Source organism: Pseudomonas sp. Snoq117.2 (assembly GCF_900110545.1).
Lineage (GTDB): Bacteria > Pseudomonadota > Gammaproteobacteria > Pseudomonadales > Pseudomonadaceae > Chryseomonas > Chryseomonas benzopyrenica.
The window spans coordinates 1-25,184 of sequence record NZ_FOED01000010.1 but is presented as its reverse complement, the minus strand read 5'-3'; the positions used below and the strand labels follow the sequence as shown (position 1 = coordinate 25,184).

The following is a 25,184-nucleotide window of genomic DNA, read 5'->3' as shown; positions in this document are numbered from 1 at the left end:
GGGCTAGGGTGAGGGAAAGCCATTAGTCCTTGGTCACCCGATTGATCTCTTCCAGACTGGTAATCCCCTGCATCGCCTTCACCAGCCCCGACCGCCGCAGATCGTTGAAGCCCTCTTTGCGCATCCGCGCCGCGATCTCGATGGAGTTGCCCTCCTCCATGATCATCTGCTGCAGCGCCGGAGTGACCTTCACTACCTCATAGATACCCACGCGTCCGCGATAACCGGCATTGCAGTCCTCGCAGCCAATGGGTTGGTAGAGAGTAAAGCTACCAATCTCTTCCTCGCGAAATCCTTCGGCCAAGAGAGCCTCACGCGGCACTTCATGGACTCGCTTGCACTTGTTGCACAGCTTGCGCGCCAGCCGCTGGGCGATGATCAGGTTGACCGAGGTTGCCAGGTTGAAGGCGGGCACCCCCATGTTCCGCAGACGCGTCAAGGTTTCCGCCGCGCTGTTGGTGTGGAGGGTCGACATCACCATGTGACCGGTCTGGGCTGCCTTGATGGCGATCTCCGCCGTTTCCAGATCCCGAATCTCACCGACCATGATTACGTCGGGATCCTGACGCAGGAAGGCCCGCAGCGCCTGGGAGAAGTCGAGTCCTTGACGGGGATTGACGTTGACCTGGTTGATGCCTTCCAGGTTGATTTCCACCGGATCCTCGGCAGTGGAAATATTGATGTCTTCGGTATTGAGGATATTGAGACCGGTATAGAGGGAGACCGTCTTGCCCGAACCGGTCGGCCCGGTCACCAGGATCATTCCCTGTGGCTGCTTGAGCGCCTGCAGGTAGAGCTCTTTCTGCACATCCTCGTAGCCCAGGGCATCGATCCCCATCTGGGCACTGGAGGAATCCAGAATCCGCATCACAATCTTCTCGCCCCAAAGGGTGGGCAAGGTGTTGACGCGGAAGTCAATGGACTTGGTCTTGGATACCTTCAGCTTGACCCGGCCATCCTGGGGTTTGCGCCGCTCGGAGATATCCATATTGGACATCACCTTGAGCCGCGCTGAGATCCGTGACACCAGTTGTACCGGCGGCCGCGCCGCCTCGTGGAGGACGCCGTCAGTGCGGAAGCGCACCCGGTACATCTTTTCATAGGGCTCGAAGTGCAGGTCGGAAGAGCCTTTCTTGATGGCATCCAGTAGCATCTTGTTGACGAATTTCACCACAGGTGCATCGTCAGCATCGGTACCAGCCACCGCTTCTTGCGCTCGCTCGCCTCCCTCAGCTTCCAAATCGAGATCAAGATCGGACAACTCCAGCCCACCGGTTCCCGTATCGAGGTACCGCTCGATGGCTTGGTGCAGCTTGTCATCCTCGACCAGAACCACCTCAACGGCGAGCTTGCTGCCAAAGGACACATCATTGATGGCCTGCTGGTTGGTTGGATCAGAAAGCGCGATGAAAAGCTTGTTACCCCTTTTGCTCAGAGGCAGGAAATGATGCTGCTGCATCAGCTTCTCGTTAACGATGTCCTTGGGCAGCTGCTCCTTGTCTATAGCCGCCAGATCAAGAAAAGGTACGCCGAACTCCTGAGCCGCCAACTCGGCCAGGGGCCGGCTTTGCACCAGCCGCTGCTGAACGAGATAGGTCACCAGCGGCACCTTGGCTTGCTTGGCCTTGACCACCGCTTGCTGGGCCGCTGCCTCCGCCAACAGTTGGGCGTCCACCAACTGGCGTGCCAGTCCCGACAGCAACACCGTCTCGTTCATCGTCTTTCCTACCTATGGTTACAGCAGGCGTTATAGCACCCCCCAACGCGCCCGCAAAATGGCGCCAGACAGCTGACATTTTTTGTCATCACCTGTCCTTTGTTGACGCTCATCGCGAAGAAACCGTGCTGCAGTCGCCACTTTCCCTTGGCACGGCCTATGCTTAAGCCCTGACAGGCACGTTGGCCTGATCCAACCTTGGAGATTTGGAATGAAAGCTCAAAAAGGCTTTACCTTAATCGAATTGATGATCGTGGTAGCGATCATCGGCATTCTGGCGGCTATTGCAATTCCTCAGTACCAAAACTATGTAGCTCGTTCGCAAGTTTCTAGAGTTATGGCTGAAACCGGAGGGATGAAAACGCTGGTTGAAGATTGCCTTAATAGTGGAAAAGGGACGATTGGAGATGCAACCTCTGACAGCACTAAATGCGATCCTGCTGTTGGTGTAGCACAATCCAACTTGATTTCTACAACTTCCGGCGCTAAACAAGGTTCGTCTCCTGACCCTGCAAGTGGTACTGGCTATCCGCAGGTGGCCATCACTGGTACTGGAACACCGGCCGTTCCAACAGGCGCAGCCACCATCACTGCGACTTTTGGAAACAGCGCAGCCGCTGCAATCTCTGGAAAAACCATCACTTGGACTCGCAGCACAACTGGTGGATGGACCTGCGGTACAAACGTAGATGGCAAGTTTGCCCCTACTGGCTGCCCCAAAACTTAATACAGATGTGTAAATAACGCCCTTAACGGGGCGTTTTTATTTAATTGAAGGCGATCAATTCATATCAGGGCATCCCCTTCCCCCCAAACGCCCCCACCACAGTCCCCGTACTAAAACTCGCATCTTCCTCCGCCAACGCCACATAAAGCCCCGCCAACTCTGCCGGCTGCCCTGCCCGACCGAGCGGCGTGTCCTGGCCAAACTCCTTCATCTGCCCTTCCAATTGCCCACCTGCTACCTGTAGCGGCGTCCATACCGGACCCGGTGCCACGGCGTTGACGCGGATGCCCCTCTTGGCCAGTTGCTTGGCCATGCCCTTGGTGAGATTGAGGATGGCGGCTTTAGTCGAGGCGTAATCGATCAGCTCTTCACCAGGATCGTAGGAATTCACCGAGACGGTATTGATGATGCTGGCGCCCGGCGGCAGGTGTGGGATGGCGGCCTTGCTGAAGCGGAAGACGTGATAGACGTTGGTCTTGAAGGTCCGGTCGAATTGCTCGTCGGTGATTTCGAGGATGTCGGCCTTGCTCTGCTGGTAAGCCGCGTTGTTCACCAGGATATCCAGGCCACCGAGTTGCTGGATGGCCTTGCTGACGACCTCTTCGCAAGCCTCCTGGGTACGGATATCGGCCGGCAGGGTGATGGCCTTGCGCCCGGCCTCCTGGATCAGCTTGACCACTTCCTGGGCGTCGGATTCTTCGGAGGGGTGATAGTTGATGGCCACATCCGCCCCCTCGCGAGCGAAGGCGATGGCCACGGCGCGACCGATACCGCTGTCGCCGCCGGTGATGAGCGCCTTGCGCCCGGCCAGGCGACCCGAGCCGTGATAGCTGGTCTCACCATGGTCGGGACGCGGTTCCATCTTGCTGGTCAAAGCCGGCCATTCCTGGCGCTGCTCCTTGAAGGGCTCGCGGGTGTACTTGGTCCGCGGGTCCTGTAGCGGCTTGGCGGGACGGGTCGTGCTGCTGCCTTCCTGAGCAACGGCAGCGCCTGAAGCCGCAGCGGCTAGCCCCACGGCGGAGCCGACGAGGACATTACGACGGGTGAGGGAGTAATCGGTCATCGTGGCTCTCCGCATGAGCAGCTATCAGCTTGCAGTATGGGTGGGGCGAAGCTGCGGCAAGGCTGGATCCGCGAAGGATTAGGTAGGACGACTCCAGTAAAGGTTTCCTGAATGAGCCATACCCTGACCACTGACCTCCTTCTCAACCAATATCGTCAGCCCGAGAGGCGTTGGCGAACCCAAAAATTCGCAGCAGGCAGCAGTGCGACACATCGCCACAGGCCGTCGCACAGGGGCAGCGACCAGGCTTGCACAGCAGATAAGCGAAGACTTATCATTGAAAGCTTCGTGCCGGTGTAGCTCAGTTGGTAGAGCAGCGCATTCGTAATGCGAAGGTCGTAGGTTCGACTCCTATCTCCGGCACCATCCTTCCGCGTCGTCCTCTCCTCATCTTTCCAAAGCCTTCAAGGCCTTAGCCGCCTTGGGCCGCGCCTTCCTGGGTCGCTTGCCAGTCGCTCCCCCTGCCTTCGAGCAGCCCGTTACCTGCTCCGAGAACTGGCGACTCCGCAACCCTCGACTACTCTTACCCAGCGCATGACAGTGCCTTACCCCGCCTGTTTTCGGCTTTCTCGACGACCGACAACACCTGAACAGCGGCTGACCAAAGGGTCGAATATCCAGCCCCTCTGTGGCACCATACCGCGCTGCGAAATCCCGCAATTTCTGCAATCCATCAGCCTGCCGCACGGATGCCTGTCCGTTGCGGAGCATGAGGCTGGCGACAGGCACGTTGAGAGAATAACCACGATGAGCCGCTCTACTGAGGTCGTGAGATGAAACTAACGAAGTATCTAAAACCAACCGGTTGGCTTCTGGCCGGTGCCGCCGCGCTGCTGCTCAGCGGGTGCGACGCCGTGCTGCTGGATCCGAAAGGCTCCATCGGCGTGCAAGAACGCAACCTCATCTACACAGCGTTCGGCCTCATGCTGATCGTGGTGATCCCGGTCATCGTGATGACCTTCCTGTTCGCCTGGAAGTACCGCGCGACCAACAAGGACGCCAAGTACACCCCGAACTGGGCTCACTCCTACAAGATCGAAGCCGTGGTCTGGCTGGTCCCCCTGGCCATCGTGGTGTTCCTGAGCATCCTGAACTGGAAGACCTCCCACGAGTTGGATCCCTTCAAACCGCTGGATCATCCCGAGCAGCCGCTGGTGATCGAAGCGGTCTCGATGGACTGGAAATGGCTGTTCATCTATCCCGAGCAGGGCATCGCCTCGGTGAACGAGATCGCCATCCCGGTCAATCGTCCGGTGCAGTTCAAGATCACCTCCGAGTCGGTCATGAACACCCTGTCCATCCCGGCCCTGGGCGGCATGATCTATGCCATGTCCGGCATGCAGAGCCAGTTGCACCTGATCGCCGATCATCCCGGCGAATTCGAAGGTCGCTCGGCCAACTACAGCGGCGCCGGCTTCTCCGACATGATCTTCGCCGTACACGCGGTACCCACCGCCGGTGATTTCGACGCCTGGGTCAACAAGGTCAAGCAGTCGGGTGGCAAGACCCTGGACCAGGCGAGCTACACCGAGCTGGCCAAGCCCAGCGAGAAGCAGCCGGTCGCCTACTACTCGACGGTCGAGCCGGATCTGTTCAGAACGGTCATCAAGAAGTTCATGAAGTCCGACTTCAGCAAGCAGACCGATCACGTGATGGACATGAGCCAGCACGGCGGTCAACACGGTACCGAGGAATAAGTCATGTTCGGTAAATTAACTCTCGCGGATATTCCGTATCACGAGCCGATCATTCTCGTGACGTTCGTCGTGGTCGCCCTGGGTGGCCTGGCGCTCATCGGGGCACTCAGCTACTTCGGCAAGTGGGGCTACCTCTGGAAAGAGTGGCTGACCACCGTCGACCACAAGAAGATCGGCGTGATGTACTTCATCGTCGCTCTGATCATGCTGCTCCGTGGCTTCTCCGATGCCATCCTGATGCGTAGCCAGCAGGCCATCGCCTCCGGCGGCGCCGAGGGCTACCTGCCACCCCATCACTACGACCAGATCTTCACCGCCCACGGCGTGATCATGATCTTCTTCGTGGCGATGCCTTTCGTGGCCGGCCTGATGAACGTGGTGACACCGCTGCAGATCGGTGCCCGCGACGTGGCCTTCCCCTTCCTGAACTCGCTGAGCTTCTGGCTGTTCGTGGCCGGCGCCGTGCTGATCATGATGTCGCTGTTCGTGGGCGAGTTCGCCGCGACCGGCTGGGTGGCCTATCCGCCGCTGTCAGGCATCCAGTACAGTCCAGGTGTAGGGATGGACTACTACATCTGGGCGCTTCAGCTCTCCGGTATCGGTACGACCCTGACCGGCGTCAACTTCTTCGTGACCGTGCTGAAGATGCGCACCAAGGGCATGACCCTGATGCGCATGCCGATCTTCACCTGGACCTCCTGGTGTACGGCCATCCTGATCATGGCGGCCTTCCCGATCCTGACCGTGACCCTGGCACTGCTGACCCTGGACCGTTACCTGGGCTTCCACTTCTTCACCGCGGAAGCTGGCGGCAACCAGATGATGTACACCAACCTGATCTGGGCCTGGGGCCACCCCGAGGTATACATCCTGATCCTGCCGGCCTTCGGTGTGTTCTCGGAAGTGACCTCCACCTTCAGCAAGAAGCGTCTGTTCGGCTACGTGTCGATGGTCTGGGCCACGGTAGCCATTACCGTGCTGTCCTTCATCGTCTGGCTGCACCACTTCTTCACCATGGGCTCGGGCGCTAACGTCAACGCCTTCTTCGGCATCGCGACCATGATCATTGCGATCCCGACAGGGGTGAAGATCTTCACCTGGCTGTTCACCATGTATCAGGGCCGCATCCAGTTCACCTCGCCGATGCTCTGGACCCTGGGCTTCATCGTGACCTTCAGCATCGGCGGCATGACCGGCGTGCTGCTGGCGGTACCGGGTGCCGACTTCGTGCTGCACAACAGCCTGTTCCTGATCGCTCACTTCCACAACGTGATCATCGGCGGCGCCGTGTTCGGTTACTTCGCCGGCATGATCTACTGGTTCCCGAAGGTCTTCGGCTTCAAGCTGAACGAGAAGCTGAACAAGCAGGCCTTCTGGTGCTGGCTGATCGGTTTCTATGTCGCCTTCATGCCGCTGTACATGCTGGGCTTCATGGGTATGACCCGTCGTCTGAACCACTACGACAACCCCGACTGGCACCCCTTCCTGGTGACCGCCGCCATCGGCGCCGGCATCATCGCCCTCGGCATCCTGAGCCAGCTGTGGATGTTCTACGTCAGTATCCGCGATCGCAATCTGCCGGAGAACGTGGACGTGACGGGCGATCCGTGGGATGGCCGTACCCTGGAATGGTCGACCTCCTCGCCGCCGCCCTTCTACAACTTCGCCGAAGTGCCGGAAGTACACGACATCGACGCCTACTGGGGCATGAAGGAAAAAGGCATCACCGAGAAGAAGGATGCGGACTACAAGCAGATCCACATGCCGCGCAATACCGCTGCTGGCATCGTGATCAGCCTGTTCGCCCTGGCGCTTGGCTTCGCTCTGATCTGGCACATCTGGTGGCTGGCCATCGCTAGCTTCGTGGGTTCGATCGTCGCCTTCGTTATCCGTAGCTACGACGAAGACACCGACTACTACGTACCGGCGGAAGAAGTGGCGCGCATTGAAAACGCACGCATTCAGTCCCTGGCGAAATTGAAGCAGGCCTAACCAATGGCGAATCAAGTTATGCATAACGAAGTCGCCCATGCCGAGGAGCATGGGCACCACGACGCGGGATCCTTGACCACTTTCGGTTTCTGGTCCTACCTGATGACCGACTGCATCCTGTTCGGAACCCTGTTCGCGACCTATGCAGTGCTGAGCAACGCCTATGCAGGCGGCCCGACCCATCACGACATCGTGCAACTGCCGTTCGTGCTGGTCGAAACCTTCCTGCTGCTGTTCTCCAGTATCACCTACGGTTTCGCCATGATCGCCCAGCACAAGGGCAGCAAGGGCGGCGTCCTGGGGTGGCTGGCGGTCACCTGGCTGTTCGGTGCCGGCTTCATCGGCATGGAGCTCTATGAGTTCAACCACCTGATCCACGAGGGCTGGGGCCCGGATCGCAGTGCCTTCCTGTCGTCGTTCTTCGCGCTGGTCGGCACCCATGGTCTGCACGTGAGCTCGGGTCTGATCTGGATGATCGTGTTGATGCTGCAGATCTCTTCCAAGGGTCTGACCACCACCAACGTGACCCGCCTGTCGTGCCTGAGCCTGTTCTGGCACTTCCTGGACATCATCTGGATCTTCGTCTTCACCATCGTCTACCTGATGGGGGTTCTGTAATGGCGCACGATCATAATGCCCACGGGCATACCGCCGAGAGCCATGGCACTTTCAAGAGCTACATGGTCGGCTTCATCCTGTCGGTCATCCTGACGGTCATTCCCTTCGGCCTGGTGATGTTCCCCACCTTCTCCAAGGGCGCGACCCTGGCGATCGTGGTGATCATGGCGGTGATACAGCTGCTGGTGCACCTGTACTTCTTCCTGCACCTGAACACCTCCGAAGAGCAGCGTTGGAACGTGATCTCCTTTGGTTTCACCGTGGTCATCGTCGGTATCTTGGTCGTGGGATCCCTGTGGATCATGTACCACATGCACCACAACATGATGATCCACTGAACCGGGCCGACGTGATGATCAAGAAGTACCTTCTCGTGACCAAGCCGGGCATCATCTTCGGCAACCTGATCTCGGTTGCCGGCGGGTTCTTCCTGGCTTCCAAAGGGAGCATCGACCCGCTGTTGCTGCTGGCGACGGCTATCGGGGTGTCGTTGGTCATTGCTTCCGGCTGTGTGTTCAACAACGTGATCGATATGGACATCGATCAGAAGATGGAAAGAACCCGCAATCGTGCCCTGGTACAGGGCACGATCTCCTCGAAGGTGGCGCTGGCCTATGCCACCCTCCTCGGCCTGGCCGGGGTGGGGCTGCTGTACGTGGCGACCAATCTGGTCGCCACCGCCTTCGCGGTGATGGGTTTCGTGGTATACGTGGGGCTTTACAGCCTCTGGCTCAAGCGCGCCTCGGTCCACGGTACCCTGGTCGGCAGCCTGTCCGGTGCCGCTCCGCCGGTGATCGGCTACTGCGCCGCCAGCGGCCAGTTCGACAGCGGCGCCGCGGTGCTGCTGCTGATCTTCTGCCTCTGGCAGATGCCACACTCCTACGCTATCGCCATCTTCCGTCTCAAGGACTACACCGCGGCCTCGATTCCGGTACTGCCGGTGGCCAAGGGTATCTCGGTGACCAAGCGTCACATCGTCTGGTACACCGTAGCCTTCCTGGCCGCCACCCTGCTGCTGACCGTGCTCGGCTACGCCGGCTACGTCTACCTGGCAGTGGCTGCCGTGATCGGTGCCTGGTGGCTGCGCCTGGCCTTCATGGGCTATCAGGCCGAGAACGACGTGCAGTGGGCACGCAAGCTGTTTGGGTTCTCCATCATCGCCATCACCGCCCTGAGCGTGATGATGTCGGTGGACTTCCAGATCCCGGGCGACGTGCTGCTGACCTACGCGCGTTGAGACGCACCGTTCCATGAAAAAGCCCGGCCTAGTGCCGGGCTTTTTCATGAGTTCTCGATTCCTAAGGATCGGGATAGTCCTGGTTGGTGATGACACGCCAGGTTTGGCGGCGGCTGGATGGTAAATCTCCACCACCCCCTCCTCGCTGCTTACCACTGCTACCGTAGAGCACTGCATCGGCCAGGGTGCCCTCTACGCTGAAGGTGCCATCACCATAGACGAAAGGCACGATTCCGCCCAGCAGACCGTCCAGCTGGAGGCGGCCATAGACCGTATCCACACCAAGATTGAACAGGCCACTGTTGTTACCCCCGGTATAGGGATTCAGGGCATAGAGGTAGGTAGTGACTCCGGCGGTACAGGCATCGGTGCTGGGTATCAGGGAGCTCATCAACAGGGTGCCGCTGAATAGCTGGGGCTTGTTGATGACTAGCTCGCCGTTGAGAGGCAGATTGAGGTACCAGCCCCGTTTGCCGCTGGCGGCCGTAGCCGGATCGTACCAGCTCACCGAGGTCGTAAAGACGGTATTCGCCGTACTGCTGACGCTGGATCCGGCGGAGCTGGTGTAGCTGATGCGCTGATCGTTGCCCAGGGTCTGTTGCTGCAGATTGGCAGTGGTCAGCGCCGGGGTACTGCCAGCTGCTGAGCCATCGGTCTGGCGATCCCAGATGCCATAGAGGGTCATGGCCTTGTTGGGGTTGGCGATGGCATCGTTGGCTTCGAGGTACTTGCCGGTGCCAAATATCACCAGGTGCCCTGCTCCACTGGGATGGGCGATCACCAAAGGACTTGCGGTGATAGGCTGAGCCAGATTGGTAATACCGCGCGCGACACTGCTGGCCTGGGCGGTGTACAGCGGGCGGCCGCCAAAGGCCACCCGCAAGTCATTTGGTAAAGCCGACGCGGTCAGTGAGCTACCGATCAGGTCGAAGCGCCAGAGGTTGCCGCGCAGATCGCCGGCGTAGGCATAGTCGGCGATCAGGTCGCCATCGACATCGGCGACGAAGGGCGAACTCAGACCGTTGGGGGTGGCCTGGCCGTCACTGACCGGCAGGGCCTTGACCAGGCTGCCATTGGCCACGTTCATCACATAGAGTACCGCGTTATCTTGATCACTGTTGTAGCCGTTGCTGACTACCACGCCCCAGCTTCCCGTGTGCAGTCGAGTGATCACGGGCTGACCATAGGTGAAGCCCAGGTTCTTATAGTCGGCATCCGCAGCTGACTTTTCCCAGAGCAATTTCGGCGCGTCGGGATTAGTGATGTCCAGGGCGAAGATACCCCGCCCTCCTCCACGCAGCGTGCCGATCAGCACAGTACGCCAGGCGCTGCCGAAATAGACGTCCCCCACTACCGGCGTGTTGTCGACGTAGGACTGATGGCCACCACCGTTGTAACTGCGCTCAGTCAGCCGCGGGAGATTGGCCATGACGGCGCTGGGGACGAAGGCAAAGACTTCCTGCCCCTGGTCATCGAAGGCATGCAGCATGCCGTCGTTGGCCCCTACATAGATGCGTCGTGCCCGGGACGCATTTTTGGTGCGAAAGGTCGCGTAGGTATCGTTGCCTACCATCGCGTTCATTAGGGCGATGGGGCTGTTGGGAGCGTCCACCACCACCGGTGAGGAATTCACGATGTCACCGAGGATCTGGCTACGCGGGCGCAAGGACGGCGTGGCTCCGGGCGTTTCCAGGCTGCGATCCCCGCGCAGATAATCCACCCGGCGACTGCCGTAGGTGTCAGTGGCGCCGCCCGAGGTCCTATTGAGTAAGAGTTGTTGATCGACAGTCAGCTTCGCCCAGGTGAAATCGGTCAAGGCGCCATCCTTGGCCATGTAGATCTGGCGGGTGGCAAAGTCGGTGTTGCCAGGAGGGAAGCGGGTAGTCAGCCGCTGAGCAGCGCTCCAGATCCGCGTGCGGGTGGAGGCGGTGCGCTGGTACTTGATGACGTCCCCGCTCCAGTCGGCACTGGAAAAGGAGGGGACATAGGCAAAGAGCGCGGTGGTGTCTCCTACCTGGGTAGGAGAAACGGTCTGGCTGGCACCGACACTGGTGGATTGGCTGATACGCGTGACCACCTTGCCAAGGGAGGTGATCAGATCGCTGGCGTTCTCGGCGCTAAAGAACTCACCGCGCGAGTTGATAGCGGCATGCCAGAGGTCATAGACGTTGTTCTGATTGACCGAGTTGTCCGCTCCGGCCACTGGCCAGGCCGTGGTGCCCGCTGCCAATCCCGCATAACCACCGGAGAAAGTATCGCCACCCCAGGCCGGATTGACCAGGGCGCTGCTCAGCCCGATGCCGACGTAGAAGCCGGTGAGATGCTGCCAGGTCGCCGGATCGTTGCGGGGGTTCCAGTAGGGAGATAGCGTTCGGGTGCTCTGGGTCTCGTTGGTGCCGACCGTATTGTAGGGAGGCACCTTGTTGTCCAGGTTGGGCTGGGCATCGGTACGCCAGTAGAGAAAGGCCAGATCTGCAAGAGTGCTGGAGGTACCGTCCTGGAACGGTGCCTGGGGGGAGTACTGCTGGGCGTCTGGTAAGGTAGCGGCGGTACCGTCGACGTTGCCGGAATTCAGTGCAGAGTTCCAGATACCATCGGTCACCACCAGACTGTAGCTGGCACGACACCCATAGACCGGCGCTTCGCTACTACCTGGCTGAGAAGCATAGGGGCTTTCACTGCCCGTAGTCTTGAGCAGTTCGCCAACCCGGGCGACCGCCTGGAGCAGGGGCGTACTCTGGTTGTAGTAGACATCACCCAGCCAGGTGAAGAAAGCCGCCCTGTGCGCGCCCGTAAAGGGCCGCAGGCGATTGTCGTAGGTGGCCGGACTCGAATTGCCTATGCCGCGGCAGTTGGCATTGGCTGTCACCAGGATGCAGCTGTCGCTGGTGCCAAGTGCCTGCCAACCTAGCCGGATATTTTCCGAGGCATCTGCCAAAGCCAGATTGGTCGCGGTTTGAGCCGCTAAAGCGCGGCTACGATAGAAGGAATACCAGTTGGCGAAGTTCTGTCGCTCGTCCGTGCCATTGGGGCCGGAGGTGGGGCTGACCAGCACCCGCCGGTAGCAGCCATCGGACTGCAGAGCGGCAGGAAGACAGGTACCGAGCGCCGTATCGTAGAGATAGTAATAGGCCTGTACGCCGGTAATGGCAGCAGAGACGTTGGTGTTGGCTGTGATCGTATAGTTGACCGAAGAAATCACCCCGAGCAGCCCATAGTTCACGTTGCGGGTACAGGTAGCGTTGCTGTAGGTAACGGTCGGCGTATTAGCGATGCTCGCGCTACAACCGCCATTAAGCGCCGCCCCGGTCAGCAAGCGCTGCAGCAAAGAGGCGTCGCTGATACTGACCTGAGCACCATTGACGTTCTCGGTGAAGCCAGCCCCCAGCAGAATGTTGAGCAGCGTGAGGGTGCCATAGGTCGAACTGGTCCCACGGTAGGTGCCGCTACTAAAAAAATCCTGGGAAGGATTCTCGGCCAACATGCTCGGACTATTGTTCTGCAACCCTGGATTGCCGTATGCATTGCCTCGGGCCAGATTAAGATCGGTGGTGACCAGATTAGGGTTGTAACTCCAGCTCACCCGGTAATCGGTGGACAGATTGACGCTACCCAGGCTTGGTCGATAGCCGTTTACATAGGCAGTAGTAAAGCTGGTGGACAGTCGCGTGCGGGTCAGCCCGCCCGTACTGCTATAGCTCACCGTATAAGGCGCCGGATAAGTGATCGCCGGGTTGTAGTAGAGACTGTTGAAGGCTGCCGATTTGGCGCGGCGGGTTGGTCGGATGGCATCGGTATTCGACGCATCTGGTACCACCGCCATCTGCATGCTGGTGGAGTTGTCCAGGGTCACAAACAGATTGGGGCCGACGCTGTTGGTCAGGAACAAGGGCTGCTGACTAAGATTCAATGCCGCAGCCTGGACGCGGTCTACACCTACCACAGCCATCAGAACGACGACTCCCAGTACGACTCGACTCATGGCACCTCCAGCGAGACGACGCTCTGCAGAATCACCGGGAAGCGCCTACCTCGGTCCTGCGCGACGGCGGTCACCCGGAACAGATTGGTCGCTGGCGCCGAGACATCGACCGAGCTGCTGCCGATGGCCGTCACTACCCAACGGGGTGTCTGGGCGAAGGAAGCGCTGCCATCGGAGCCACGATAGGCGACCGTACGCGCCGTTGGCGCCAGGAGATCGTCCTGATTCAGCTGCAGCGCCGCGACAGCCCAGGCCTGGGTCAGGGCGCTGGTATTGAGGTCGCTGGCCTTGGTAAGGATGCACAGGTCACCGCTAGGAGATTTGGCGAACGCCTTCTTCAAGGTAGGCACGCTATCCAGGCAGCTAGCGAAACCTGCGCTGAAGGCGGTAAAGGACGGTTGCTGACTGAGGTCCACCAATCGCCGCTCACCTTCGCGTAACGCCGCTTCCGCGGCATTGAAGGCCTGGGTATTTTCCAGGGCGGCGCCGCCGCTGCGGGCCTGCAGCAAGGTCTGACGCATGCTGGAAGCGGCCAACAGCGACAGCAGCAATAACATCACAAGAGCGATCAGCAAGGTCGCACCGCGTTGCCTGATGCTGACCCGACTCATAGCGCAAGATTCCTCAGGGTGACGGTACTCTGCAGTATCTGCATGGGTCGATTGGTCTCAGCGACCTGCAGCCCTGTCAGGGTTTTCCAGTTAGCAGCCGCATTGCTGGCCACTTCACTAGGCAGCGCCTCACGGGTGTTGAGTAGCGCCACGTAACGCACCGCAGGCGCATCTGCCTTGGATGGAATGGACCAGCGAAAGTCCTGCAACCCCTGCACCAGCACCTCGCTACCTTTTGGGGTTAGAGTGCCATCTCGCTCGCTCCAGACCGTGCATCTCAGAGTGCCATCGCCTGGAATATCGCTTGCCGTATATCGCAGCTTTATCAGGACGTTACCGCCGGTGTTGAGATTCACCCGGGGAATGACGTTACCCAGGCAATCCAGGTCCTTGCCGTCCAGCGCCCCCTGATAGCGAATGCAGACCCCGGTAGGCGCCTCGACGCTGTCCGTAGTCGCGCCAATGGTAACGCCAGGGTCAAAGACAGGGCATTTGATGCCATCGACTGGATCTTCCTTGGAGTCAATCTTGGGAAAGGCTGCCTCCAAATTGCCCTGATAGCGGATGTCGGCGCGGAAGCCAGTGCGCGCGAGTTGCCTATCGAGTACCTGGAAGATCAGCTGGGCGTTATTGCGATTGCCGGTCTGGCCCTGCTGGAAGAGAAAGCTGCGCTTGTTGTTGATATAGATCTGCGAGACGCCCAGCACTAGGAAGGTACCCACAGTCAGGGCGATCATCATTTCGATGAGTGAAAAGCCCTGATGCCGGCCAAGTGTAAAACGTCCAAGGCTCATGTCATAACTCCGAGCGTAGAGCGTAATAACAGATACCAGCCGGGCAATTCAGTTGATCATTACTAACGTCTTGCCAGGCGATTACTACCATCACCGTTGCTCGTGCGGTGTTTTCGCAGACAGTCAGCGGTATCCCTGGATCAGTGGGACTGGCTGGCAAGAGAGGCACCTTGGACGCTGGACACACTGCGAAACTGCTGGCGATCAAGGCGTCCGTCACGGGTAGCAGCGCCTTTACCTGATTCAGCCAACACCCCAGATCCTGCCAGGCGACCGTTTCCCCGCCTGCGGAACGATCCCGGGTCAGGCAGGTCTTGCCGGCATCGAGTGCCTTGGTGCGAAAGTTGGTACCAGGCTGCTTGATGTAGGCCCCGTCGATCTTGACCTTGTCGCTGGCGATCACCTGATCGCGATTGCTGCGCATCAGCTCGAATAGGTCGTTGGCCAGCACCATGGCGTTGCTGCGCTGTATCGAGTCCTGGGACAGCGCCACGCTACGCGTCTGCAGGGCCACCATGCCCAGCACGCCGATGCAGATAATCACCAGACTGACCAATACCTCAATCATGCTGAAGCCACTTGACCGTCCGTTCATCTAACTACACCCCACCGCGCTGGGCCGATTGGGCGTGTATTCCTTGACGGTCAGCCGCCCGCCCTGTTTGAGGTTAAATTGCCTACCTTGGGCGAGTGCATTGGTAGCGCAGACAAGAATGATGGCCTCGCCTTCGAGCTTCACACTGCCGTTGGGCTGGAAGGTCAGCTTGGTCAGCGGCGTCCCTCCTAAGGATCCTGTGCCATTGACTCCCGTACCTAGCCCGCCGCTATAACGGCGCAACACCTCGGCAGTAGGCAGTACCACCGTCTCGACGGTGCTGATTTTCAGGGCCCCCATCCAGCCATTGGCATCTTCCGGTTCGGTGGTGACGATGACGTTCACGCCCCGGCTCATGGCCTCGCTACGGGCGTAATAGAGGGCGCGCTGCAACTCCCCCGCTGCCGCCTGGACGCGGTTGCTCTGAACCAGACCGGCGAAGCCCGGCGCCGCCAGTGCCGTGACGATGCCCAGCAGCGCCACGACGATCAAGACCTCGATAAGCGTGAAGCCCGAGAGGCGTTTCGACTGCATTCCCGCCGCCTGAAAACCCGTTACTTCACCTGATAGTAGTAAGGCCTCAGACGGTCGCTATGACCGGCTATCGCCTTGATAGGCGCGGGACGCAGCTTGGATGACGGCGTTTGCCAGAGATGAGCGGAATAGAGCGCGACGTGATGGAAGCGAGGCAGGCCAACCTAGGCGCGACTTTTTCACGGTACCCCTGTGAAGTAGAAGGACGTCGAGCGCGCCTTGTCTGGCGTACTGGCGGGATCAGCCCCTTTCCAGCACAAATTGGATCTCGAAGGAAAAAAGTAATGCGCCAAAACGCAAAAACCCTCCTTGCGGAGGGTTCCTGGTAAAAATGGTGGGTCGTGCAGGATTCGAACCTGCGACCAATTGGTTAAAAGCCAATTGCTTTTGACCCACCACTACACCCAGGCGCGACGCGCCTCTCAGTGAAAACAAGCGGCCTCTAATGAACCCATTAGAGGCTGCAAATTTGAAAACTACATCTGCGATTTCGACCAAGGGCGGTACAGGAAAAACCACCAAGACCGCCAACCTAGGCGCGTTCTGTGCCGATGCGGGGCTCCGCACCCTACTGATCGACCTGGATCCTGTCCAGCCTTCCCTTTCGTCCTACTACGACCTTGTCGAGCCCGCCCCCTGCGGCGTCTTTGAGCTGATCGCCAGCAACGAGACACGCCTCGACCGCATCGTCTCCAAGACGAATATCCAGAATCTGTCGCTGATCTATTCCAACGATCCGCACAACCACCTGATCAACCTCCTCCTGCAGGCGCCCGATGGCCGGCTTCGCCTGGCTCATCTCAAGGACATCTTCCAGGACGACTTCGACCTGGTGCTGATCGATACGCAGGGCGCCCGCACCGTGCTCCTCGAGATGGTGATGCTCGCTTCGGACCTCGCCGTCTCCCCCCTCCCCCCTGAAATGCTATCCGCCCGCGAATTCAACCGCGGCACGCTGCAGATGCTGGACGGACTCCGACCCTATGCCCGCCTTGGGCTGCCGGTACCGCCCATCAAAGCCGTAGTGAACGGTCTGGATCTCACCTCAGACGCCCGCCAGCTGGATGCGACGATCCGGGAGACCTTCCGTGGCCATTCCGATATCCAGGTCATAGATACCGTCATCCCTGATGCAGTTGTCTATTGCGAGTCGGCCACTCATGGGGTCCCTGCACATCGTCTGGAGTACAGGCAGCCTAGCAACCGTCAGGCACCCGCTGCCCTGCAGGTCATCCGCAACCTCGCCATCGAACTCTTCCCCGAGTGGACTGAGCGCTTCATGGCCCTGAACGAATCGGCCGTGCATGCCCTGGTGAGAGAGGGCAAGTGAGATGGCCACTCCCCAAAATCATGATCTGACCCAGGCCATCGGCATAACTGCAGACGTGGTGCTGGAACAGGGAAACTTCTACGACACGAAGGATTTCCGTAAGGTACAGACCGGGCTCTCCAGCGCGGCCCGCGAGCTTCGTGCGCTGACCCAGTACGGCAACTCGATCCACGGCCGCCTCGGCGCGAGGCTCTCCCAGGAGCAGCGCGAGCTGCTGAGCAACGCTGCTGCACTACTGGACTCGGTGAAGTACAACGTCGAGCACGCCAAGGAACGGAAGGCGCGCGAGGAGAAGGCTGCCGCCAAGCTTCGTGAGCAACGCGAGCGACAAGCGACGCAGCTGGTCGCCCAGCACTTCCAGCTGCCGACCACGACGGTCGAGCAGCAGATCGACGTACTGAAGCTGTACATCGCCATTAGGCCTGTTACCGACGGCTGGATGCTGAAGGAGGATCATCAGCTTCGCGACATGATGCAAAGCCACGCTCCCAAGTGGTCCAGTGAGCGCAGCTGGCGTCTGGACCAAATATCCAGTCTCATCGCCGACCTGAAATACTCCGTCGAACGCCACCTGGTTCATCCTGGCCACACACCCGCCGAACGGCTGAAGGCACTCCACGAGCGTATCGCAGAAGTCCGGGAGGCTCAGCTCTCCAAGCCAAGCGCTCAGGAGACCCTCAAGGTCTGGACAGAGGCGCTTCAGGAAGTCGTACTGGTGTCAAACCCGGCACCGGCAGCGGCCCCTTCGCAAGGAGGGGCTGCCTGATGGACACCAACAAGCAGAAGATCCTAGAGCGCGTCGCCAAGTGCTTCGCCCTGGCCAAGGACGCCGGCGCCGCCCCGAACGAAGCTGAGATCGCGCTTCGTCAGGCGCGTAAGCTCATGCAGCAGCACAACCTCATGGACGTTGACGTCCAGGCGGTGCTGGCCAGCGAAGCAGTCGTTGCCACCGGCACCCGCAAAGCACCCGCCCATTGGCTTCACCAGCTCGCACTGGTGTGTGCCCAGGCATTCGATTGCGATCCCTTGGCCTTTCGTGATCAGCGCCTGGGCTGGGCTTTCAAGTTCGTTGGTATCGGTGTCGGGCCTGAAATGGCCAGCTACGCCTATTCCGCGCTCCACCAGCAGCTCCTGGCCGCGCGCAAGGTGTTCGTCCGCAGTCAAACTCGCTGCAAGCTGGCCACCAAACGCCGCCGCGGCCAAGTCTTCGCCGAAGGCTGGATCGAAGCAGTCAGCGTCAAGGTCCACCAGTTCGCCAAGGGCAAACCTGATGAGACCCAGCGCGTCATCGACGCCTACCTGGCCGTTCACCATCCTGACCTGACCACCGTCGAGCTTGAGCACCTGGAGGCTAAAGGCCACGACGTGCGGGCGCGCTACCAGGGCTACGAGCTGGGGACTCAAGCTCAGCTCCACCGCGGCGTTGGCCAGCGCCGCGATCAGGTGGCGCTGGGAGGTCGGCCATGAGCGTCGCTCAGCTCCTAGAAGTCTCCGCCCACGATCACACCGTGCATGTCTCAGACGCTGAGCACGTAGCAGCCAGCTTGGTCCCGCCTCACTCTCAAGAGGCCGAGCAGTCCGTCCTGGGCGGACTGATGCTCGACAACAGCACCTGGGACCTGATCGCTGACGTGCTACTGGAGGAAGACTTCTTCTTCCGGCCCCACCAGCTCATATTCCGGCGAATCGCCCTGCTCGCCTCGCAATCGCAGCCCTTCGATGTCGTGACCCTCGCAGAGGTGATGCCCGACGTCGACGAGGTGGGCGGCCTTGCCTATTTGGGGACCTTGGCCAAAGACACCCCCTCGGTGGCCAACATCGTCGCGTACGCGGAGATCGTCGCCCAGCGCGCGCATCTGCGCCGCCTGATCCTGCTGGGCTTTGCCAGCAGCCGCGCGGCGTCAGCACCAGGTGCCAATGCCGCCGAAGTGCAGGAGCAGACCGAGCAGCGTCTGTTCGCGCTTGGCCAAGACCGCAAGGGCGCCGAGTTCTGCAACGTCACTGCAACGTTGAGCAAGCTGATCGACACCATCGACGAGCGCTTCAACAACCCTATGCCGGTGACGGGCGTTCCCTCAGGCCTGAACGATCTGGATGCCCTCACCTCGGGATGGCAGGACACCGACCTGATCATCGTCGGTGCCCGCCCAGCCATGGGCAAGACCGCCTTTTTGCTCAACTGCATCACCAAAGCGCTCCATCATGCGCTTGGCAAATCGGTACAGGTCTACAGCCTGGAGATGCCGGCTGAACAGCTGATGCTCAGGCTAGTGGCGATCATCGGGCACATTGATGCCACGAAGCTCAAGCTTGGACAGCTGGAGGATGAGGACTGGCCGAAGCTTACGATGGCAGTCAACACCATCAACAGCTTTGGCGATCGCCTGGTCATCGACGACCAGGCTGGCCTGTCCCCCACGATGCTGCGCGCCAGAGCTCGTCGTGCCGCGCGCCGTTTCGGCCCGCCCGCCCTGATCCTGGTCGACTACCTGCAGTTGATGCGCTGCGAAGGCCAAGAGAACCGCGCCAACGAGATCGCCGAGATCTCTCGCTCGCTCAAGGCGCTTGCCAAAGAGATGAAGTGCCCGGTCATTGCGCTCTCCCAACTCAACCGGGGACTGGAGTCCCGGCCGAATAAGCGGCCTGGCCTTGCCGATCTGCGTGAGTCCGGCGCCATCGAGCAGGATGCGGACGTGATCATGTTCCTGTACCGCGACGAGTACTACCACCCGGATACCGAGTTCAAGGGCATCGCTGAGCTGATCGTTGGCAAACACCGGAACGGTGAAGTCGGTACGGTCCGCGCCGCCTTCATCGCCAAACAAACGCGCTTCGAGAACCTGAGCGCGCAGGCCTGGCAGGAGATGAATGCATGAATCTCCTGACCGATGCCCTCATACCCGCTACCGAAGAGGCGCAACCCTCTTCCCTGCCCTTCCCCTCGATCGTTCGCCGGCGGGAGCCGGCTAGGAGCTGCTCGATGAGCCCGCAAGCCATGTTGTCTGGGGTTACTCACCAGTGCCGCAACTGCGGCCATCACCTCTGCCGCCGCCCCCTCACCGCTGATGAGTTCATAGCCTGCAGCGTCTGCCATTCGCTCGACGTGGAGCCCTTGCAGGTCTTCGATCAGCCAGCACCTGGTCCCTTCCACGACACCACCGTCGTCTTCCGCGTCGCCGGCTCCCGAAACGATGCGGCAGGGCTGATCAAGACCCTGGATCTGCTGTTCAAGGACGATGGTCTGGCCGAGATCGTTGCAATTGAGTCGGGCAACCAGCTCCAGCAACGGGCGGGAGGCCAATGACATGCTCTCCCATCACACCCCTGAACAGGATCTCCCTTCTCATACCGATCGCGAACGTGACCGGCAGAGGCTGGATGCAGCGCTGAACGACTTCCTTGCCAAAGGTGGCCAAGTCGTCGAAGTGAAGCCGACCGAGCGCGCCGCCAGCGGTCCGAGTTTCGTCATCAGCGCGCAGCGCGAGGAGCTGCGCCAGCTGGCCGAAGCCAAGCCGGCAACCGAAGTGCCCGATGAAGACCTGGTGCGGCTCCTTCGAGCCCGCGCCTTGCTCGGGGATACCCTTCGCACCGCGTCCAAGCGCCTGCAGCAGCCCCTAGAACGCTGTCATGCCCTCGCCCGAGCGCATCGCCTGCCTTTCAAAGTGGGGTACGTGAAAGGGGGTAGCCGCACATGACGACGCCCGCCCATGCGCTACGTGGTGCCAACAAGAACCTGCAGGACCTAGTGGCATTCGCCCTGGACGAGGGCTGGATCGTCGCCCGTACCAAGGGCGGCCACGTCAAGTTCTTGAAAGTTGGCTACTGCCCCATCTTCACGTCTTTCACGCCCAGCGATCGCCGCGCCGGCCTCAATGCCCGCGCCCAGCTGCGCCGTGCCCAGCCTATGAACGAATTGGACCAGACCCTATGACTACCGCAACCAAGCGCAAGCCATCCGTACGGAAATCTGCAACAGAGGATGAGAAGTTCGTCGTCCGCTTTCCCAAGGGACTGCGTCCCCAGATCGCCGAGGCGGCCAAGCAGGCCCATCGCTCGATGAACGCCGAGATCATCATCCGCATGGGCCGCACGCTCGAGCTCGAGGATGAGGTCTTTCGCCTGCAGCGCGTCATCGACCAGTTGCTGGCCACCAATGATGAGCCTAGCCGACCCGCCGCTCGGGCTGCTCAGGAGATCCATGCATGAGCAAGCCCAGCAACGAAGCAGTCACTCAACGCCTGTTGGCCGGTGGCTTTCCCGGATCGAGCGCCCCTGTCGCACGCCTGGCGGATCCCATCAAGGAAACGCCCATGGTCCTGACGTTAGACGAGATGGCGCCTTACGACCACAACCCCAGGACAACCCGGAATCCTCTCTATGATGAGATCAAGGAGTCCATCAGGGCCCGGGGACTTGATCAGCCTCCACCTGTAACCAGGCGCCCGGGTGAAGAGAAATTCATCATTCGTACTGGTGGTAATACGCGCCTGGAAATTCTCAATGACCTTTGGAGGGAGACCAAAGACGAGCGGTACTACCGTGTCCATTGTCTCTTTCGTCCTTGGTCTGACCGCGGTGAGATCGTCTCGCTAACTGGTCATCTGGCTGAGAATGATCTACGCGGTAACCTGATGTTCATTGAGCGTGCTGTGCACCTAGAAGCCATCAAGCAGCATTACCTGATGGAGTCTGGTGGATCTCTTTCCCTCCGAGAGTTTTCCCGCAAACTCAAAGAAGACGGTTACTCCATCTCGCACTCGCATCTTTCCAAAATGCAGGAAGCGGTGCGGATCCTGCTGCCAGCAGTACCTAGTCTCCTCTATTCAGGGTTAGGAAAGCCCCAGATCGAGAAAATTCTTGCGCTTCGTAGTGCGGCCTTGCAAGCCTGGTGCAAGTACAAGGGAACGGAAGACGATTACTACATCCTTTTTCAGGAGGTGTTGAACAACTTCGATGGCCACACCGACAACTTCGTATTCGAGTCCATCCAGGATGAGCTGATCGGCCAGATCCGTAGGGCTCTCGATGTCGGCTATGAAGAAGTACTCGGGGCGATCCTTGACCATCAAGACAGCAGCCGCCGCTCGCAGCTCGTGGGGGTGCAGGTACCCGATGGCCAGGCTCCGCAGGTTCCTGCTACCAGTGCTATAGCTTCCGCCCCTGGCAACAGCCCCCCGCTCGAACGATTACCTGAAACGCCCAGCAAGCAGAAGCAGGGAGCTGCCTCCCCTTCCACACCACCGCCACTCCCTGAGCGTACGGGTGGTTCAGGCGCAATCGACACCACTCCGCCGCAGCACACCCCGCCGGATCCTGAGCAGCTATCCGAAGAAGAGCGCGCCGCTCGCTTGAACGGCCACATCGTCACGCCTGATGGCATCGGTCAAAAGGTAAGGGACGTTCAGCGCCGCATCGCGGCCGAGCACGGCGAGACCCTGCCTGACTTCAACAGTGATGCCCTGCGCGCGATCCCTGTCCAGGCCGGCGGCCTGCATGCCATCTCGGACGTCTGGTACATCGAGCGCAACACCGATACCCCTGAGGAGCTGCGTAAGGTCCTGCGAACGCTGGTCTTTGAAATTGCCCAGCTGTGCGACGTTCCTGGTGAGCTGCTCAAGCCCACCGATTACGCACTCGGCTTCACGCTTTCTACTCCTCAGTCAGAGCTGAACGCACGCGGGACAACCTCTTGGCAATTCCTGCAGTCGTTGACGGGCATGTACAGCTACGTGGTGTCGCGTGATCCAGAGACTGCCGAGGAGCTCAAGGCAAGCATCGCGGAAGAGAACGCGACCTTTGCCTTGAACCTGGGCCAGTTGCTCCTTGGCGATCCCCTTTTCGATAGCAAGCCAGCCAGCACCGAAGGCCGCATGACCGATGCCGCCGTCGTGAAGTTGTTTCGGGTGATCCGTCTCGCCCGCCGGCTAATCGAACTCGAGGCCGGGCAGTAGCCCGGTCACCTTCTGGACCTGCATTAGGAAGTCGCATATGTCCACGAAGTACAACCCCATGAACCAGGCGCTGATGGATCTGATCCTTCATCACCTGCGCAACGGCCAGGTCCAGCGCTGTCTGGATATTGGCCTGGACGTCGAAGTCTTGAACCTGCTGCGTCAGCCCCAGGCGCACAGCATCCTGAAAAATGCCCCGGCGCGCTGGTGCAAGATTCAGATCGATCTCGACATGGTCAAGAAGCTCTTGGAGAACTGCGAACGCGATGAGCGCGAGACCCGCCTCGTGCATCGCGCCATCCAGCTGGGTGCCACCAACGGCATGATCCGCGAGTTCTTCGGCATGGCCCCCAGCGAGATCAGCGTGGTGCGCCAGCTTCTGAACGTCCCCGGTCGCTCCGGCCGGGTGGCAGGGCTCAACGATACCGATCAGGTCTGGTATCGCTTTCTGGACCTGATGAGCGCTCATGAGGTGGATCACAAGGACGCCATCGCTCTGCTCGACATCTGCATGATGATCACCGAGGAGCTCAACGGCCCGTTCGAGTCCATCAAGGACAAGCACGATCAGATCACCCTTGGCCTCATCTGGAATCTCGTGCAGACCTGGCTCAACGAAGGCCTCTACCCGCCCAAGATTGCCCGGGCACCGCTCTTGCTGATCTCCGATGCTCGGAAGCGGCGTGATCGGCAGCTTGGTGATGAGCAAGCCGCTGGCGATGCCCTGCCCCAGGTACAAGAAGAGGATCAGTCCGCTGCCCTTGGGCAAATGAGCTTGATCGAGCTGGATTCGGCAGAAGGCGACAATAGGTGAAAACCACTGCTCCACGCGGCTCCCATCTACTCGGTCGCGCCCTGGACGTTGCAGCGTCACACCTGAACGTCCATGTCCAAGCCCAGCGCGACTACAAGCAAAAAACCGGCGAAGACCTACCCAAGGAATTCGCCGGCATCGTTTTCAGCGGTAACCCTCACGAGACCGTTCCTCGCCGACTGCTGCTCGATGATCGGCTCTCGCCCCTTGAGCGCAACGCCTGGCAGGTGTTTCGCCTGCTCATGAACGGTGACGGGGTCACTGCGTTCCCGACCTACGACCAGCTGCGCCCCTACTTGGGCAATAACCCAGGCCGTCCTGCTTCGCGTGAGACCGTGGCCAAGGCCTTGACCGTACTGCGCTTGACTCGCTGGCTGAGCCTCGGCCGCCGTGTTCGCGACGCGGTTACCGGCCAGGTACAAGGCAACATCTACATCCTGCACGACGAGCCCGTGGCCTACTCCGAGGCCATACAGCTCGATCACGACTTCCTGCCACTCGTGGCTAACGGCTTGGAGCACACCAACACCTCAGTACGCGAGATCGCCGGCCTGACCTTTGACGAGATGCTGGTCAGCGAGACCCAGGACCTGCCCACTCGAGTAGAGGTGTTCAGAGAGCGCTTCCGTGCCCAGGCGCTGGAAGATCCAGCGCGTGCAGCGACGCCACCCGCTGAGTTCGGATTCCGAACTCCGGTCTTGGCAGCTATGAATCACCTGAGTTCGGATTCCGAACTCAGTCAAAAAAGTCCAGTTGATCAGGTCCTGAGCCTCAGTTCGGAATCCGAACTCAGTGAAAAGCTAGGGGTTTCACCCTTAGTTCGGAATCCGAACTCATCTAGTACGTATACGAATACAACTACTGATGTATCTAAAAGCTCTGTACTGCGCGAGCAGGCAGACGTGGAGATTGTGTGGCCGGGTGCCTATCAACGGATGACGTCGGAGCAGCAGCAGCGGGCCCAGCTCGCGATCATGGCCATTCCCGCTGACATTCGAGTGTCCTTAGTCAAGCAATGGGGCGTTCGATGCGCTTCGGGCGGGGTAGCGAAACCTCTGGCCTACCTGATGAAACTTATCCAGAAGGCCCAGACCGGTGACTTCAACGCCGATTGGCAGCCAGCCGCAGCTCAATCAGCCGCTCCAGCCATGCCGAGCCAGGCCCCTTCGGTGCTGACAATTCCAAGATTCGAGCCGGCCGCTGTCCAGCCTAAAGCTGTCAGCGATGCACAAACCGGGAATGAAGTGCTCAAGAGCATCCGGAGGTCGATGGGCCGGGGAGTAGGTGAGCAATGAGGCCACTTATCAACCAACGCCTAGTACGGCTCCGTTGCGTTCGGGACAAGCCTGCCAGCCAGGGTGCCAACTATGAGCGCAGAGCGCTGCTGAATCCGTCTAGTGGTTCCACTGGAAACACCGGTCGGCTGAATCGCACGGGTGGTTCCACTGGAAACACTGGTCGGCTGAATCGCGCGGGTGGTTCCACTGGAAACACCCCTCGCCTGGATCGTATGGGTGGTTCC

Annotated in this window: 24 protein-coding genes and 2 tRNA genes; 18 read left to right on the top strand and 8 right to left on the bottom strand. The window is 60.0% G+C overall.

Going from position 1 to position 25,184, the window contains the following annotated elements:
• Positions 1-22: 22 nt before the first annotated feature.
• Positions 23-1,717 (bottom strand): type IV-A pilus assembly ATPase PilB, encoded by a 1,695-nt coding sequence (pilB, locus tag BMZ43_RS20170; protein ID WP_093256064.1) that lies wholly within the window; start codon positions 1,715-1,717, stop codon positions 23-25.
• Positions 1,718-1,928: 211 nt separating this feature from the next.
• Between pilB and BMZ43_RS20165 the strand changes: the two genes are divergently transcribed.
• Entirely contained in the window at positions 1,929-2,444 is a 516-nt protein-coding gene (locus tag BMZ43_RS20165; RefSeq protein ID WP_093256062.1) for a pilin, read from the top strand.
• Positions 2,445-2,508: 64 nt separating this feature from the next.
• On the opposite strand, the gene BMZ43_RS20160 is transcribed toward BMZ43_RS20165, so the two are convergent.
• The gene (locus BMZ43_RS20160; RefSeq protein WP_093256059.1) at positions 2,509-3,507 is read right to left on the bottom strand and encodes an SDR family oxidoreductase; all 999 of its coding nucleotides are present in this window, start codon (positions 3,505-3,507) and stop codon (positions 2,509-2,511) included.
• A 290-nt stretch (positions 3,508-3,797) separates the two neighbouring features.
• Here BMZ43_RS20160 and BMZ43_RS20155 point away from each other — a divergent pair.
• The 6 genes from BMZ43_RS20155 to cyoE all read left to right on the top strand — a co-directional run bounded on the left by BMZ43_RS20155 (position 3,798) and on the right by cyoE (position 9,051).
• A tRNA-Thr gene (locus tag BMZ43_RS20155) sits at positions 3,798-3,873 on the top strand.
• Between the two features lie 407 nt (positions 3,874-4,280).
• Positions 4,281-5,204 carry a ubiquinol oxidase subunit II gene (cyoA, locus tag BMZ43_RS20150; protein WP_017640824.1) on the top strand — a complete coding sequence of 308 codons (924 nt, stop codon included), beginning with the start codon at positions 4,281-4,283 and terminating at the stop codon, positions 5,202-5,204.
• Positions 5,205-5,207: 3 nt separating this feature from the next.
• On the top strand, positions 5,208-7,196 hold the full coding sequence (cyoB, locus tag BMZ43_RS20145; protein ID WP_017640825.1) for a cytochrome o ubiquinol oxidase subunit I: 1,989 nt from the start codon (positions 5,208-5,210) through the stop codon (positions 7,194-7,196).
• A gap of 3 nt (positions 7,197-7,199) precedes the next feature.
• Positions 7,200-7,814, top strand: a complete 615-nt coding sequence (locus BMZ43_RS20140) for a cytochrome o ubiquinol oxidase subunit III (protein ID WP_064307850.1) — start codon at positions 7,200-7,202, stop codon at positions 7,812-7,814.
• Complete coding sequence (cyoD, locus tag BMZ43_RS20135) at positions 7,814-8,152, top strand: cytochrome o ubiquinol oxidase subunit IV (RefSeq protein WP_026083817.1); 339 nt, start codon at positions 7,814-7,816, stop codon at positions 8,150-8,152. Before BMZ43_RS20140 ends, cyoD begins: the two co-directional genes overlap by 1 nt.
• A gap of 11 nt (positions 8,153-8,163) precedes the next feature.
• Positions 8,164-9,051, top strand: a complete 888-nt coding sequence (gene cyoE / locus BMZ43_RS20130; protein WP_218189462.1) for a heme o synthase — start codon at positions 8,164-8,166, stop codon at positions 9,049-9,051.
• 61 nt (positions 9,052-9,112) lie between these two features.
• Here cyoE and BMZ43_RS26580 read toward each other — a convergent pair whose 3' ends face one another.
• The 6 genes from BMZ43_RS26580 to BMZ43_RS20100 form a co-directional block, all read right to left on the bottom strand.
• Positions 9,113-13,033 (bottom strand): pilus assembly protein, encoded by a 3,921-nt coding sequence (locus tag BMZ43_RS26580; protein ID WP_231893051.1) that lies wholly within the window; start codon positions 13,031-13,033, stop codon positions 9,113-9,115.
• Entirely contained in the window at positions 13,030-13,644 is a 615-nt protein-coding gene (locus BMZ43_RS20120; RefSeq protein WP_064307847.1) for a pilus assembly PilX family protein, read from the bottom strand. The genes BMZ43_RS26580 and BMZ43_RS20120 overlap by 4 nt, the downstream gene beginning before the upstream one ends.
• The gene (locus BMZ43_RS20115) at positions 13,641-14,438 is read right to left on the bottom strand and encodes a PilW family protein (RefSeq protein WP_064307846.1); all 798 of its coding nucleotides are present in this window, start codon (positions 14,436-14,438) and stop codon (positions 13,641-13,643) included. Before BMZ43_RS20115 ends, BMZ43_RS20120 begins: the two co-directional genes overlap by 4 nt.
• Before the next feature lies 1 nt (position 14,439).
• Positions 14,440-15,033, bottom strand: coding sequence for a type IV pilus modification protein PilV (gene pilV / locus BMZ43_RS20110; protein ID WP_064307845.1), 594 nt, complete (start codon positions 15,031-15,033; stop codon positions 14,440-14,442).
• Positions 15,034-15,567: a GspH/FimT family pseudopilin gene (locus tag BMZ43_RS20105; RefSeq protein WP_064307844.1), complete on the bottom strand. Its 534-nt coding sequence runs from the start codon at positions 15,565-15,567 to the stop codon at positions 15,034-15,036.
• A gap of 332 nt (positions 15,568-15,899) precedes the next feature.
• Positions 15,900-15,973, bottom strand: a tRNA-Lys gene (locus tag BMZ43_RS20100).
• A 63-nt stretch (positions 15,974-16,036) separates the two neighbouring features.
• Here BMZ43_RS20100 and BMZ43_RS20095 point away from each other — a divergent pair.
• From BMZ43_RS20095 to BMZ43_RS20045, 11 genes are read left to right on the top strand one after another with little or no spacing between them, the layout of a single operon-like run.
• Positions 16,037-16,897 carry a ParA family protein gene (locus tag BMZ43_RS20095; RefSeq protein WP_093256053.1) on the top strand — a complete coding sequence of 287 codons (861 nt, stop codon included), beginning with the start codon at positions 16,037-16,039 and terminating at the stop codon, positions 16,895-16,897.
• A gap of 1 nt (position 16,898) precedes the next feature.
• A complete protein-coding gene (locus tag BMZ43_RS20090) occupies positions 16,899-17,663 on the top strand; it encodes a hypothetical protein (protein ID WP_093256050.1) in 765 nt (254 codons plus the stop codon).
• Positions 17,663-18,364 (top strand): DUF2786 domain-containing protein, encoded by a 702-nt coding sequence (locus BMZ43_RS20085; RefSeq protein WP_093256044.1) that lies wholly within the window; start codon positions 17,663-17,665, stop codon positions 18,362-18,364. The genes BMZ43_RS20090 and BMZ43_RS20085 overlap by 1 nt, the downstream gene beginning before the upstream one ends.
• Positions 18,361-19,773 (top strand): replicative DNA helicase, encoded by a 1,413-nt coding sequence (dnaB, locus tag BMZ43_RS20080; protein WP_093256041.1) that lies wholly within the window; start codon positions 18,361-18,363, stop codon positions 19,771-19,773. The genes BMZ43_RS20085 and dnaB overlap by 4 nt, the downstream gene beginning before the upstream one ends.
• A complete protein-coding gene (locus tag BMZ43_RS20075; protein WP_093256038.1) occupies positions 19,770-20,201 on the top strand; it encodes a hypothetical protein in 432 nt (143 codons plus the stop codon). The genes dnaB and BMZ43_RS20075 overlap by 4 nt, the downstream gene beginning before the upstream one ends.
• Before the next feature lies 1 nt (position 20,202).
• Complete coding sequence (locus tag BMZ43_RS20070; protein WP_093256034.1) at positions 20,203-20,592, top strand: hypothetical protein; 390 nt, start codon at positions 20,203-20,205, stop codon at positions 20,590-20,592.
• A complete protein-coding gene (locus BMZ43_RS20065) occupies positions 20,589-20,828 on the top strand; it encodes a hypothetical protein (RefSeq protein ID WP_007160909.1) in 240 nt (79 codons plus the stop codon). Before BMZ43_RS20070 ends, BMZ43_RS20065 begins: the two co-directional genes overlap by 4 nt.
• Positions 20,825-21,103 carry an Arc family DNA-binding protein gene (locus BMZ43_RS20060; RefSeq protein WP_093256031.1) on the top strand — a complete coding sequence of 93 codons (279 nt, stop codon included), beginning with the start codon at positions 20,825-20,827 and terminating at the stop codon, positions 21,101-21,103. The genes BMZ43_RS20065 and BMZ43_RS20060 overlap by 4 nt, the downstream gene beginning before the upstream one ends.
• Positions 21,100-22,848: a ParB family protein gene (locus BMZ43_RS20055; protein ID WP_093256028.1), complete on the top strand. Its 1,749-nt coding sequence runs from the start codon at positions 21,100-21,102 to the stop codon at positions 22,846-22,848. The genes BMZ43_RS20060 and BMZ43_RS20055 overlap by 4 nt, the downstream gene beginning before the upstream one ends.
• 37 nt (positions 22,849-22,885) lie before the next feature.
• Positions 22,886-23,662: an STY4526/YPO1902 family pathogenicity island replication protein gene (locus tag BMZ43_RS20050; RefSeq protein ID WP_093256025.1), complete on the top strand. Its 777-nt coding sequence runs from the start codon at positions 22,886-22,888 to the stop codon at positions 23,660-23,662.
• Positions 23,659-24,957, top strand: coding sequence for an STY4528 family pathogenicity island replication protein (locus tag BMZ43_RS20045; protein ID WP_256563064.1), 1,299 nt, complete (start codon positions 23,659-23,661; stop codon positions 24,955-24,957). Before BMZ43_RS20050 ends, BMZ43_RS20045 begins: the two co-directional genes overlap by 4 nt.
• Positions 24,958-25,184 lie beyond the last annotated feature (227 nt).